Source organism: Stenotrophomonas sp. CASM114 (assembly GCF_049384325.1).
Taxonomy (GTDB): Bacteria; Pseudomonadota; Gammaproteobacteria; order Xanthomonadales; family Xanthomonadaceae; genus Stenotrophomonas; species Stenotrophomonas muris.
Map to the genome: position 1 here is coordinate 17,055 of NZ_JBMRGJ010000012.1, position 13,224 is coordinate 30,278.

The window sequence follows — 13,224 nt, forward strand, 5'->3', positions numbered from 1 at the left end:
CAAGGTCGACACCTACCAAGAGCAGTTCATGCGGTTCGGACAGATCGCGGAAATCTGTCGAAGGCGGGGTGGGTCCGGTTGCGGGGGCGTGAGCCGCATGGATGCGGCGACCGAGCTTACATGGGTGAGGGCGCTTTGCTTGCGAAGCACTGCTTCGCAAGCGCCCGAACGCCCAGCCGCCAGCGGCTGGGCCGGGCCCCGGAGGGGGACTTGCAGCGTCCCCCGTAACCGGCCCCACCCCGCATCCTACGGATAGCCGGCCTTTGACGTTGACGTTGATTCGGCGGGTGCCGGGCGCCGCCCGGCCCCACCTCAGAACCCCAGCGGGGTGTCGCCCAGCACCGGCTGCAGCTGGCTGCGGAACAAGGCCTTGATGCGCTCCAGTGCGGCTTCGTCGTTGCCTTCGAAGCGCAGCACCAGCACCGGCGTGGTGTTGGAGGCGCGCACCAGGCCCCAGCCATCGGCGAAGTCCACGCGCAGGCCATCGATGGTCGACAGGCGGCCCCCCACATACGGGTTGTCCGGCGACTGCGCCGCCGCCACCAGCATCGCCACCAGCGCATGCGGCGTCCCGTCGGCCACCGCTACCTTCAGCTCCGGCGTGGCGACCATCTCCGGCAGTTCGCCCAGTACTTCGTCCGGGGTTTCCTCGCGCTGGGCCAGGATCTCCAGCAGGCGCGCAGCGGCGTACAGGCCGTCGTCGAAACCGAACCAGCGTTCCTTGAAGAAGAAGTGGCCGCTCATCTCACCAGCCAGCTCGGCATCGGTCTCGCGCATCTTCGCCTTCATCAGCGAATGCCCGGTCTTCCACATCAGCGGGCTGCCACCGTTGCGCAGCACATGGTCGGACAGCTTGCCGGTGCACTTGACGTCGTAGATCACCATCGCGCCCGGATTGCGCATCAGCACGTCGGCAGCGAACAGCATCAGCAGGCGGTCGGCATAGATGATCCTGCCTTCGCCGGTGACCACGCCCAACCGGTCGCCATCGCCATCGAAGGCTACGCCGAGGTCGGCGCCGAAGCGCTTGACCGTCTGCACCAGGTCTTCCAGGTTGGCCGGCTCGCTCGGGTCGGGATGATGGTTGGGGAAGGTGCCATCGACATCGCAGTACAGCGGAATGACGTCGGCGCCGATTGCTTCCAGCAGCTGCGGGGCCAGTGCGCCGGCCACGCCATTGCCGGCATCGGCCACGACCTTCAGCGGACGGTCCAGCTGCACGTCATCGGCGATGCGCTGGATGTAGTCGGCACTGACATCGCGCTGCTGGTAGTCACCCGGCTCGGCGGACTGCACCAGGCGGCCCTCGACGATGCGCTGGTAGAGGTCGGTGATCGCATCGCCGGACAGCGTCTCGCCGCCGATCACCACCTTGAAGCCGTTGTACTCGGGCGGGTTGTGGCTGCCGGTGACCGCCACGCAGGTGCCGGTACGCAGATGGAAGGCGGCGTAGTACACGAGCGGGGTCGGCGCCAGGCCGATGTCGATCACCGCGCAGCCGGCACGGCGCAGGCCCTCGGCCAGCCCGGCCGTCAGCTCGGGTCCGGACAGGCGGCCATCGCGCCCGATCACCACCTCGCGCAGGCCCTGCTCCAGTGCCACGGTGCCGATGGCCTGGCCGATCAGCGCCGCGGTCTTCGGTGTCAGTTCGCTGCCCACCATGCCGCGGATGTCATAAGCGCGGAAGATGCCGGCGGCCAGCTCTTCGGCAGGCACCGGCGGTGGCGGCGGTGGCGTGGCATCGCCACTGCCGGTCACGGCGGCCACCGGTGGCGGCGCCTGCTGCAGGCTCTCGCTCAGGGTCGGGCCATGGTCGGCCTCGGACGCGGCGGCGCGGCGCGGCAACGGCAGCGACTTCGGCAGCCGGTCGCGCCCCACCACCAGCAACACGGCAATGAACGCCAGCAGCAACGCCACAATGGCGCTGGCCAGCGCGCCCAGGCCGAGCGGACCGGCCTCGACATTCGGCACCGACGCGACCAGCCGCAACGGCGTGCCTGCAACCGGGCGCGCCAGCGCTTCCGCGCTTTCGGCCAGGCTCGGGTCGCCCTGGGTGACCAGATCGAATGCTCCCTGGCGCAGGCCGAGGAAGCCGGCGGACGGCGCGCTGACCTGGTCGAGCGGCGACGTCAGCCGCAGCAGCGGTTGGCGGACATAGATGACGGCCGGCCCCAGGCTGCCCAGCTGCACCGGCGCGGCCAGGCCCAGGCGGTTGCCGCCGCCGTCGCGGACCACGCGCAGGCTTGGCCTGGCCTCGGCCAGCGCCGCTTCCAGCAGCGCCAGGCGGGAATACCCGAAGGTGGCCGGATCGGCATAGGCGTTGGCCAGATCGGCCGCCAGCACCTCGACCTGCTCGACCCCGGTCCAGCTCTCGCGAACGGCCAGCGCCGCCGCAGCGGCGTCGCCGGCCTGCAGCGCCTGCTGCACGCGATCGTTCTTCAACTGCTGCTGCAGCTGCTGCAACTGGCCCGCAGCAGCCTGCTGCAGGCCCTGCACGGCCTGATCACGCGCCTCTTCCAGCGCCTGCCCGTTGGCCTCCTGCCGCCATTGCTGCACCGCGCTCCATCCGAACCAGCCGGCCAACAGGATCAACAGCACCCCCAGTAGAGGTGCACTGCGACCCAACGACCGTCCCCGCTGTCCTTCCCCGATGCCGCTCATCGATGTCCCCTGTCAACGCACCCCGGTATGGCCGAATCCACCCGCGCCCCGCACGCTGTCGGTGAAAGTATCCACTACCTGCAGGCTGACGCGGGCGATGGGAACCACCACCAGCTGCGCGATGCGATCGCCCGGCTCGATGGTGAAGGCCTCGCGGCCACGGTTCCAGACGCTGATCAGCAGCGGCCCCTGGTAGTCGGCATCGATCAGGCCGGTACCGTTGCCCAGCACGATGCCATGCCGATGGCCCAGCCCGGAACGCGGCAGGATCACCGCGCACAGGTTCGGGTCGGCAATATGGATGGCCAGGCCGCTGGGCACCAGCGCGGTGTCGCCCGGCTGCAGGGTCAGCGCGGTATCCAGCGCCGCGCGCAGGTCCATGCCGGCACTGGCCTCGGTGGCATAGGCCGGCAGCGGCCAGCTGTCGCCGAAGCGCGGATCGAGCAGCTTGACCTGCAGCGGGTGGGAAGTGGATGCCTGGGTCATGCCTGGAGTCTCCGCGCGATCAGCGCCAGCAGTTGTTCGGCCAGCTCGCGCTTGGAAGTGGCCGGGAATACCTGTTCGCCGTCCTGCCAGAAGGCCGTGGCGGCATTGTTGTCGCTCTCGAAACCGCCGCCACTGATGCCGACCTGGTTGGCGATCACCAGGTCCAGGCGCTTGTCGACCAGTTTGCCGCGCGCGTATTTCTCCACGTCGTGGGTCTCGGCGGCGAAGCCGACCACCAGCTTCAGCGACTGCGTCTGTGCAGCGACTTCGGCGAGGATGTCCGGCGTACGCACCAGTTCGATCACCAGCGACTGGCTGTCGGCGGTCTTCTTCAGCTTCTGCGCGGCGACCTGGCGCGGCGTGTAGTCGGACACCGCGGCGGCACCGATATAGATGTCGGCGGGCAGCGACTTCAGTACGGCATCGCGCATCTGCGCGGCCGAGCGCACGTCGATACGCTGCACGCCCGGCGGCGTCGGCAGCTGTACCGGACCGCTGACCAGCACCACCTGCGCGCCCAGCGCGGCAGCAGCGGCGGCCAGGGCAAAGCCCATCTTGCCGCTGCTGCGGTTGCCGACGTAACGCACCGGATCGATGTCTTCGTAGGTCGGGCCGGCACTGATCAGCAGGCGCAGCCCCTGCAGGGCACGGGTTTCCGGCGCGGCAACCGTCGCAGCGGCGCCGCCATTGGCGGCCAGCGCGGCCACGATGTCGCCGGGTTCGGCCAGCCGGCCGGGACCGGATTCACCTTCGGCCAGCGGGCCATCGACCGGGCCGATCACCTGCGCACCACGCTGGCGCAGCAGGGCGATGTTGGCCTGGGTGGCCGGATGCAGCCACATGCGATGGTTCATCGCCGGGCAGATCGTCAGCGGTGCGGTGCTGGCCAGGCACAGGGTGCTGACCAGGTCATCGGCATGGCCCTGGGCCAGCCGGGCCAGCAGATCGGCGGTTCCCGGCGCGACCACGATGCGGTCCGCCCAGCGGGCCAGCTCGATGTGGCCCATGGCCTGTTCGGCGGCGCTGTCCCACAGCGTGGTGCGGGTCGGCTGCCCGGACAGGGCCTGGAAACTGAGGGGGGTGACGAACTGCTGGGCGCCGGCGGTCATCGCCACCTGCACCTGGGCGCCCGCATCACGCAGGCGTCGCACCAGTTCCAGGGCCTTGTAGGCCGCGATCCCGCCTCCGACGCACAACAGCAGTTTCTGGCCTTCCAGCGCGCGGCCGGGCGCGGGGGAAGCGTTGGGGGAGTCAGCCACCTGGAATTCCTGTGCAAACGAGGGCATTAGCTTACCCGATGGTCGGTAATGTCCCGGTGCACAGCGCACATAGCGGGCAGCTATCAGCAGATGGGACTTGCACCACAGCGCTTCCGGGGTTCAAGACACTGCGATTCGGAACTTTCCTATACCTGTAGGCCGGCCACGTTTGCAGAATCGTCAGTGGCCGCCGCAGGTGTGCCGCTTCGCTTTTCGAGGATTCCGCGTGCACCCGCGCATCATCATCGCCGACGACCATCCCGTCGTCCTGCACGGCATCCGCATCGTGCTGCAGACCCACCTGATGGAGGTCGTCGGCAGCGCGCGTGACGGCGCCGAGCTGCTGCAGCTGGTCGAGCACCACGGCTGCGACGCGGTGCTGACCGACCTCTCCATGCCGGGCACCGGCCCGGATGGCCCGGAACTGATCGCTGAACTGCGCGCACGCCACCCGCACATGCCCGTGGTGGTGCTTACCGGCGCCCGCCACCCCGGCCTGCTCGATGGCCTGCTGCGTGAGGGTGTCAGCGGCCTGGTCGACAAGTGCGCCGATTTCGGCGAGTTGCCGCAGGCCCTGAACGCGGCCATGGCAGGGCAGGTGTTCGTCTCGCAGCAGCTGCGCCACCACCTGCAGGCGCGCGACCTGATGTTCGCGCGCGAACCGGCGGCGCTGTCCGCCCGCGAACAGGAAGTGCTGGACCTGTTGGCCGCCGGGCTGAAAGTGAACGCCATCGCCGTCCACTGCGGCCGCAGCCCCAAGACGATCAGCCGGCAGAAGGCCGAGGCCAAGCGCAAGCTGGGGCTGCAGAACAACCAGGAGCTGTTCGCCTACCTGCAGTCGCGACGCGACTGAGGCAACGGCCGACCCGGGCATGCGTCCTGCCCTGATGGGCCGCATCGCCCCCACTGGCGATGATGCAGGCATGCCCATCCACGACTGGCCCGAACAGGAACGTCCCCGCGAGAAGCTGATCGCACGCGGCCCCGCCACGCTGTCCGACGCAGAACTGCTGGCACTGTTCCTCGGCTCCGGCTTCGGTGGACGCGATGCGGTGCAGACCGCGCGCGACCTGCTGCAGGCGCACGGTCCCCTGCGTGTGCTGCTGGACCGCCCGGCCCGCGAGCTGGCCCGGTTGCCGGGGCTGGGCCCTGCTCGAAGCTGTGCACTGGCCGCCGGGCTGGAACTGGCCCACCGCTATCTGGCGGCCGAACTTCAGCAGGGCGAGGCCGTCGGCAACAACCCGGCTGCGGTCGGCCGCTATCTGCAGCACCGCCTGCGCGGCCAGGCCCGCGAGATCTTCATGGCGCTGTTCCTGGACAACCGCCACCGCCTGATCGCCTGCGAAGAACTGTTCCAGGGCACCATCAATGCCGCCCCGGTCTATCCCCGCGAGGTGGTGCGGCGAGCCCTGCTGCACAATGCGGCAGCGGTGATCCTCAGCCACAATCACCCTTCCGGCGACCCCGAGCCCTCCGGCGCCGACACCCGCATCACCGATGAACTGCAGCAGGCGCTGGCACTGGTGGACGTGCGCCTGCTCGACCACTTCGTCGTCGGCGAGGGCCGCCCCGTTTCATTTGCTGAACGGGGCCTGCTGTCCCCGCCCCAGCCGCGCCTGTTCGGCTGAACGGCCCTGGTCAGGGCCGGGCGGGCGCCCCGCAGGCATGTCCTGGTCAGCGTGGGCGCGGGCATCTGCGCTAAAATGGGCGATTCCGCCGCTCATTCTCACAGCAGGCCTCGTGAAAAATCTCCTCCGCGCCCTGATCAGCCAAGGCATCGAAGCCTTGCGCGCCAATGGCACCCTGCCCGCCGACTCCCTGCCGCCGGACTTCGTGGTCGAGCGCCCGAAGACCCGTGACCACGGCGACTTCGCCACCAACGCCGCGATGCTGCTGGCCAAGGCCGCGCGCAGCAATCCGCGCGCACTGGCACAGGCGCTGGTCGAGGCGCTGCCGCGCAGCGAGGACGTCAGCAAGGTCGAGATCGCCGGCCCCGGCTTCATCAACTTCCATCTGGCCCCGGCCGCGTACCAGCGCGAAACCGCCTCGGTCATCAAGGAAGCCCACGACTACGGCCGCAACCTGTCCGGCAATGGCCGCACGGTGGGCGTGGAGTATGTGTCGGCCAACCCGACCGGCCCGCTGCATGTCGGCCATGGCCGCGCAGCGGCGATCGGCGACTGCGTGGCCCGCGTGCTCGATGCCAACGGCTGGAACGCCAAGCGCGAGTTCTACTACAACGACGCTGGCGTGCAGATCGAGAACCTGGCGCTGTCCACCCAGGCGCGGATCAAGGGCATCGCACCCGATCAGGACGGCTGGCCGGAAGGCGGCTACCGCGGTGAGTACATCGCCGATGTCGCCCGCGCCTACATGGCCGGTGCCAGCGTCGACCTGGAAGGCAGCACCGTGGTCGGCGCCAAGGATCCGGACGACATGCAGGCAATCCGCCGCTTCGCCGTGGCCTACCTGCGCAACGAGCAGAACCTGGACCTGGCCGCGTTCGGTGTCGACTTCGACATCTACTTCCTGGAAAGCTCGCTGTACGCCGACGGCAAGGTTGCCGAAGCGGTGGCCAAGCTGCAGGCGTCCGGCCACACCTATGAGGAAGGCGGCGCGCTGTGGCTGCGCAGCACCGACTTCGGTGACGACAAGGACCGCGTGATGCGCAAGTCCGACGGCACCTTCACCTACTTCGTGCCGGACGTGGCCTACCACCTGTCCAAGTGGCAGCGCGGCTACGAGCGCGCGATCACCGAACTGGGCGCCGACCATCACGGCTCGCTGGCGCGCGTGCGCGCCGGCCTGCAGGCGATGGAAGTGGGCATCCCGCAGGGCTGGCCGGAATACGTGCTGCACCAGATGGTCACGGTCATGCGCGGCGGCGAGGAAGTGAAGCTGTCCAAGCGTGCCGGCAGCTACTTCACCCTGCGCGACCTGATCGAAGAAGCCGGCCGCGATGCCACCCGTTGGTTCCTGATCGCGCGCAAGCCCGATTCGCAGCTGACCTTCGACATCGACCTGGCGCGCCAGCAGAGCAACGACAATCCGGTGTTCTACGTGCAGTACGCGCACGCCCGTGTCTGCAGCCTGCTGCGCCAGGCGCAGGAAAAGGGCCTGGTGTACGAGCAGGGCAATGGCCTGGCCAACCTTGGCCACCTGGCCGACGATGCCTCGCTGCTGTTGATGAACGAGATCTCGCGCTATCCGGAAGTGGTGGAAGCGGCCGGCGTGGCGCTGGAGCCGCACCTGGTGGCGCAGTACCTGCGTGAATTGGCGCATGCCTTCCACACGTGGTATCACGGGACGCCGGTGCTGGTGGAAGACGCCGCCGATCGCAACGCCAAGCTGACCCTGGCCTGCGCGGCGCGCCAGGTGCTGGCCAACGGCCTTGAACTCCTGGGCGTGAGCGCCCCGGAAAAAATGTAAGCATCAGGAGACGCAGTACACATGGCAGCACGACGCGGCAAAACCCAGGCACGACGCAACAGCAGCAGCCAGGGCACACCCGGATGGGTGTGGCTGGTGGCCGGTGTGGCGATCGCCGCCGTGGTGTTCCTGGCGGCGCCGAACCTGTTCAAGGGCGAAGGCGACGGCTTCCTGCGCGCCGGTCCGCAGCCGAACCCGAACGCGCAGCCGGCCCCGGTTGCTGATGCAGACAGCGATGTCGGCAGCCAGCCAGCCGCGCAGCCGGCCACGCCGAAGCCGGCCGAACCGGAGAAGCCCGCGGCGACGCAGTACGACTTCTACACCCTGCTGCCGGGCAAGGAAGTGGAAATGTCCGACGCCGAACTGGCCGCCAGCGCGCGTGCCGAGGACCAGCGCCGGGCCAAGGCCGAAGCGTCGCGCGCGCAGGCCGCGCTGGAGGGCAAGCCGGTGCCGCCGGCGAGCACGGCCACGCCGGCACCGACCGCAACGGCCAGCGTCGTCAGCACCGCACCGGTGACCGCGAGCAACCGTCCGCTGCCGGCACCGCTGAGCGAGCGCCCGGCCGCGGCAACGCCGCCGGCCAGCACCGCACCGGCGTCGACCAGCACGGCCGCCGCCCCCGCGCCGCGCGCGGAAGCCGCGCCCACCGCGCCGGCGACCACTGCCGCACCGGCGCCCGCCGACAACGCGCGCTACATCCTGCAGGCAGGTGCCTTCGGTGCGTCCGGCGACGCCGAAGCCACCAAGGCCAAGCTGGCCATGATGGGCCTGGCGGCACGCGTGGAGTCGGCGCAGATCAACGGCAAGACCGTGTATCGCGTGCGCATGGGGCCGTACGGCAGCGCCGGCGAACTGTCTGAAGCGAAGCAGAAGCTGGATGGCACCGGCCTGCAGGCGATGGCCATCAAGGCGCAGTGACGTTCTGCGGGACTGCATGAAGAAAGCCGGGCATTGCCCGGCTTTTTTTGTTTCTGCCGAGTCGAGCATGGCTCGACTCCACACACGGCGTCAGCCCTCGCGGGCGACCTGGAACCCGGCGAAGGACTGGCTGACCGGCATCAGCTCCAGGCGATTGATGTTCAGGTGCGGTGGCAGCGTGGCCACCCAGAAGATCTGTTCGGCGATGTCTTCGGCGGTCATCGGATTGGCACCGCTGTACAGCTTGTCCGATGCATTCTGGTCGCCATGGGTGCGGACCACGGTGAACTCGGTCTCGGCCATGCCCGGCTCGATCGTGGTCACGCGCACGCCGGTGCCGTGCAGGTCCGAACGCAGGCCCAGCGAGAACTGGCTGACGAAGGCCTTGGTGCCACCGTAGGCGTTGCCACCCGGGTACGGGTAGACGCCGGCCACCGACGAGATGTTGATGATCGCGCCCTTGCGCTCCACCAGCTGCGGCAGCAGGCGGTGGGTCAGGGTCACCAGCGCGGTGATGTTGGTGTCGATCATCGTGGTCCAGTCCGACAGCCTGGCGCTCTGTGCCGGTGCGGTGCCCTGCGCCAGACCGGCGTTGTTGACCAGCAGGTCGATCTCGCCGAAGGCCGGCGGCAGCGCCAGCAGGGCCGCCTCCATCGCCACCGGATCGCGGATGTCGAAGGCGGCGGCGTGCACCACGTCCTTGCCATAGCGCTCGACCAGCGGTTGCAGGCGTTCGCCGCGGCGGCCGGTGGCGATCACTTTCCAGCCGGCCTGGGCGAAGCGGTGGACGGCGGCGGCGCCGAAGCCGGATGTGGCGCCGGTAATCAGGACAGTGCGGGTCATCAGGCAACTCCAGGGGGAAAACCAGATCCCCATTCTGGCACCGTCCGGCAGCAGCCGTGTTGCCGGATCGGCCGGATCCGGGGTCAGATCCCTTTGCGGAGCAAAGGGGTCTGACCCCGGCGGCGACCCCACTTGTCGGGGTGACCGGTACAATTGCGCCATGATCAACAATGATGTCCTGCGCAGCGTGCGCTACTCCCTGGACCTGGGTGACCAGCACGTGGTCACCCTGTGCCAGATGGCCGACCCGGCCTTCGCCGTGGATACCGAGCAGGTGAAGGCTTGGCTGCGCCGCGAGGACGAAGCCGGTTTCGAGGCGATGAACGACAGCGCACTGGCGCACTTCCTCGATGGCCTGATCGTGCACCTGCGCGGTCGCGACGAGAGCCAGCCGCAGCGTGCGGTGGAAACCCGCATCGACAACAACCTGGTGCTGAAGAAGCTGCGCGTGGCCTTCCAGCTGCGCGACGTGGACCTGATGGAGATCTTCGCCAGCGCCGGCTTCAACGTGTCCAAGTCGGAAGTCGGTGCGTTGTTCCGCCAGCCCGGGCACACCAACTACCGGCGCTGCCTGGACCAGATGCTGCGCAACTTCCTCAAGGGCCTGAGCCTGCGCCTGCGCGGCTGAGCACGGCCTCGACGAAGGCGCGCGCGGCTGGCGTCGGCAGCCGCTGCCAGACCAGGTGTACGCGCCGGGTCGGGGTCGGCTGCAGTGGAATCTGAACCACGCCCTGGAAACCTTCGGCGATCAACGCCGGCACGATGCCGACCGCCAATCCGTGGCGGACGAAGCGCTCGACCAGTTCCATCAGGTTGACCTCGAAACGCACCGTGTGCGGCAGGCCAGCGGCGGCGAAGGCATCGTCGGTCTGCCGGCGCGCACCGGTACCGCGCGGGAAGTCGACCAGCGCTTCATCCTGCAGTGCGGTCAATGGCAACCGCGTGCGCCCGGCGAGCCGGTGCGACGGCGCCAGTACCGCTACCAGATCCTCCTCCTGCAGCACCTGGTGGCAGACGCCGTCCAGCGCTGCCGACGGCGCCAGGCCGACCAGTGCCACATCCAGCGCGCGCGACTGCACCTGTGCGATCAGGTCTTCGCTCTTGTCCACGCGCAGCTGGAACTCCACCTGTGGGTGCACCCGCTGGAAGGCCGCCAGCATCGCCACGACGTCGATGTCGGTCAGCGAAGAAATCTGCCCGATGGCCAGCAGGCCACGCACTTCGCCACTGACGGCAGCCACGTCGGCGCGCAGGTGGCGCAGGCTGGCCAGCACCTGGCGTGCGTGCACCAGCAACGCCTCGCCGGCGGCGGTAGCCCGCACCTGGCGTGGCAGGCGCTCGAACAGCGTGGCACCCAGTTCCTGTTCCAGGTGGGCGATCTGGTGGCTGAGCGCGGACTGCACCACGTGGCAGCGCTCGGCGGCACGGGTGAAATTGCCCTCCTCGGCCAGGGCGACGGCAAACTCGAGCTGCTTGAGGTTCATCCAGCTATCTTGTTTTCAGATGACAAGGATGATGATGATTCATTTCCATCATGACCGCAGCAGGCGGACACTGTGCACCCCGCTTCCTGGAACACCGCGTGAGCCCGTCCCTTCCCCCTCTGCACCGCTGGCAGGTGCTGCTGATGTCGGTCGCCACCGGCGTGGCCGTGGCCAGCAACTACTATGCGCAACCGCTGCTGCACACCATCGCAGATGCCTTCGGCGTGCCGTTCGGCCAGGTCGGCATGGTGGTTACCGCAGCACAGCTGAGCTATGCCGCCGGACTGATCCTGCTGGTGCCACTGGGTGACCTGTTCGAGCGCCGCCGCTTGATCGTGGTGATGAGCCTGCTGTCGGCCGGTGGCCTGGTGATCAGTGCCTGCGCGCCGTCGCTGGCCTGGCTGCTGGTCGGGACCGCGATCACCGGACTGTTTTCGGTGGTGGCACAGGTGCTGGTGCCGTTCGCGGCCACGCTGGCCGCGCCGGAACATCGTGGCCGCGTGGTCGGCACGCTGATGAGTGGCCTGCTGCTGGGCATCCTGCTGGCGCGTACCGTGGCCGGCCTGCTTTCCAGCCTGGGTGACTGGCGCCTGGTGTATGCCATCGCTGCCGGCACCCTGGTGCTGACCGCACTGGCATTGCAGCGCGGCCTGCCGCGATTCCACCACAGCGCCGGCCTGGGCTATTTCGCCTTGCTGCGCTCGATCGGCGTGCTGTTCGTGCAGGAGCCGGTGCTGCGCCAGCGCACCCTGCTGGGTGCCTGCAGCTTTGCCATGTTCGCGATTTTCTGGACCCCGCTCGCGTTCCTGCTGGCACGGCCACCTTACGCCTACAGCGATGCCACCATCGGCCTGTTCGGGCTGGTCGGTGCAGCCGGCACGCTGGCGGCCGGCCTGGCCGGGCGCATGTCCGACCGCGGCCAGACCGGACGCGCCACTGCCATCGCGCTGGTGCTGTTGCTGCTGTCGTGGCTGCCACTGGGGCTGTCGGCCCACTCGCTGCTGGCGCTGCTGATCGGCGTGGTGGTGCTGGACCTGGCCGCACAGCTGCTGCACGTCAGCAACCAGAACCTGATCTATGCGCTGCAGCCCGCGGCGCGCAACCGCCTCAATGCCGGCTACATGACCGGCTACTTCATCGGCGGCTCGCTGGGTTCGCTGCTGTCGGCGCAGGTCTACCAGCGCTACGGTTGGACCGGCGTCTGCGTGGCCGGTGCCGCCGTGGCCGTGCTGGCCCTGCTGCTGTGGCTGCCCGGCGCGCTGCGCGCGCGCCAGGCGGCATCGTCGAACTAGAAGCTGCCCTGCAGCGCCAGCTCCCAGCGTCCACCGGCATTGCCCGGGAACAGTCGCTTGGCCGCGCTGTCGGTGTCATGCACGGTGGCGCGCAGCTCCCATGCCGGAGTCAGCGTGGCAATGGCACTGAGCTGGCCATGCAGGTAATCCGGGCCCTGCGCGGTGGCCAGCCAGTACTGGCCCACCGCTGCTTCCAGGCGGACGCGTTCGTGCAGCGGCACACGCACGCCCAGCTGGGCATAGGTTCCGCGATGGCCACCGGCCAACGCATCGTTGGAATGCGCGACCTGCAGCCAGGCGCGCTGCTTCCAGGTCACGGTCGTGTTGAGTTCGGTCCAGTCCAGCGCACGAGCGGTACCCGGATACACATAGCGGGTCAGGTTCGCATCCAGCGTCCAGCCCGGTGCCAGCGCGCCGGACCAGCCCGCCACCAGGTCGAACTCGCTGCGCGCGCCATTGTCCGGCTTGAACGAGACGTTGGACCCCCACACGCTGGCGTACCAGCCCGATGGGATCGAGATCTTCGCGCCGGCCTGCACCGCCGGGTCACCATCGCTCTGCGAGCTGCCGCGCCACACGTAGTCACTGGTCAAGGCCGCACTGCCACTGACCTGCACCTGTGCCTGCGCGCTGCCCATGCCAAGCAGCCCTGCCAGGGCGGCCACCACCGCCGCCATCATCCCCTTGCTGTTCACTGCACTGTGTTCCTCGTCGAAGGCGGTCACGCCGCCGGGACGGCAGTGTCCAGCGCGTGGCCGTAACGGATCGAGGGTGCGGCCCGGCCCGCGGCGCAAATTCGGCGTAAATCCCGTGGATCGGGGCCATGCGCCAGCGGCGCGGTATCATGGCGCC

General features: G+C 69.0%; 12 protein-coding genes. 6 read left to right on the top strand and 6 right to left on the bottom strand.

Features of this window, described 5'->3' with window-relative positions:
• Positions 1-312 precede the first annotated feature (312 nt).
• Genes VG566_RS12815 through coaBC form a run of 3 tightly spaced genes read right to left on the bottom strand, consistent with a single transcriptional unit; the run spans position 313 to position 4,433 of the window.
• A complete protein-coding gene (locus VG566_RS12815) occupies positions 313-2,661 on the bottom strand; it encodes a phosphomannomutase/phosphoglucomutase (RefSeq protein ID WP_032961426.1) in 2,349 nt (782 codons plus the stop codon).
• Between the two features lie 12 nt (positions 2,662-2,673).
• On the bottom strand, positions 2,674-3,147 hold the full coding sequence (dut, locus tag VG566_RS12820) for a dUTP diphosphatase (RefSeq protein ID WP_014035700.1): 474 nt from the start codon (positions 3,145-3,147) through the stop codon (positions 2,674-2,676).
• The gene (coaBC, locus tag VG566_RS12825; protein WP_014645667.1) at positions 3,144-4,433 is read right to left on the bottom strand and encodes a bifunctional phosphopantothenoylcysteine decarboxylase/phosphopantothenate--cysteine ligase CoaBC; all 1,290 of its coding nucleotides are present in this window, start codon (positions 4,431-4,433) and stop codon (positions 3,144-3,146) included. Before coaBC ends, dut begins: the two co-directional genes overlap by 4 nt.
• Before the next feature lie 199 nt (positions 4,434-4,632).
• Between coaBC and VG566_RS12830 the strand changes: the two genes are divergently transcribed.
• The 4 genes from VG566_RS12830 (at position 4,633) to VG566_RS12845 (ending at position 8,753) form a co-directional block, all read left to right on the top strand.
• Complete coding sequence (locus tag VG566_RS12830; protein ID WP_049408686.1) at positions 4,633-5,259, top strand: response regulator transcription factor; 627 nt, start codon at positions 4,633-4,635, stop codon at positions 5,257-5,259.
• A gap of 70 nt (positions 5,260-5,329) precedes the next feature.
• Positions 5,330-6,034: a RadC family protein gene (radC, locus tag VG566_RS12835; RefSeq protein ID WP_014035697.1), complete on the top strand. Its 705-nt coding sequence runs from the start codon at positions 5,330-5,332 to the stop codon at positions 6,032-6,034.
• 112 nt (positions 6,035-6,146) lie between these two features.
• Positions 6,147-7,835: an arginine--tRNA ligase gene (argS, locus tag VG566_RS12840; protein ID WP_032961431.1), complete on the top strand. Its 1,689-nt coding sequence runs from the start codon at positions 6,147-6,149 to the stop codon at positions 7,833-7,835.
• 21 nt (positions 7,836-7,856) lie between these two features.
• Positions 7,857-8,753: an SPOR domain-containing protein gene (locus tag VG566_RS12845; RefSeq protein ID WP_049408687.1), complete on the top strand. Its 897-nt coding sequence runs from the start codon at positions 7,857-7,859 to the stop codon at positions 8,751-8,753.
• Between the two features lie 90 nt (positions 8,754-8,843).
• Here VG566_RS12845 and VG566_RS12850 read toward each other — a convergent pair whose 3' ends face one another.
• Positions 8,844-9,596, bottom strand: a complete 753-nt coding sequence (locus VG566_RS12850) for an SDR family NAD(P)-dependent oxidoreductase (protein WP_014035694.1) — start codon at positions 9,594-9,596, stop codon at positions 8,844-8,846.
• 160 nt (positions 9,597-9,756) lie between these two features.
• Here VG566_RS12850 and VG566_RS12855 point away from each other — a divergent pair, with 160 nt between their 5' ends.
• Complete coding sequence (locus tag VG566_RS12855) at positions 9,757-10,224, top strand: DUF1456 family protein (RefSeq protein WP_014645662.1); 468 nt, start codon at positions 9,757-9,759, stop codon at positions 10,222-10,224.
• Here the strand turns inward: VG566_RS12855 and VG566_RS12860 are convergent.
• Positions 10,193-11,080 (bottom strand): LysR family transcriptional regulator, encoded by an 888-nt coding sequence (locus VG566_RS12860; RefSeq protein WP_014645661.1) that lies wholly within the window; start codon positions 11,078-11,080, stop codon positions 10,193-10,195. The two genes, VG566_RS12855 and VG566_RS12860, sit on opposite strands and share 32 nt — an antisense overlap.
• Positions 11,081-11,223: 143 nt before the next feature.
• On the opposite strand from VG566_RS12860, the gene VG566_RS12865 reads away from it, so the two are divergent.
• Complete coding sequence (locus tag VG566_RS12865) at positions 11,224-12,372, top strand: MFS transporter (RefSeq protein ID WP_343238362.1); 1,149 nt, start codon at positions 11,224-11,226, stop codon at positions 12,370-12,372.
• Here the strand turns inward: VG566_RS12865 and VG566_RS12870 are convergent.
• Entirely contained in the window at positions 12,369-13,067 is a 699-nt protein-coding gene (locus VG566_RS12870; RefSeq protein ID WP_032961475.1) for a TorF family putative porin, read from the bottom strand. The two genes, VG566_RS12865 and VG566_RS12870, sit on opposite strands and share 4 nt — an antisense overlap.
• Between the last annotated feature and the right edge of the window lie 157 nt (positions 13,068-13,224).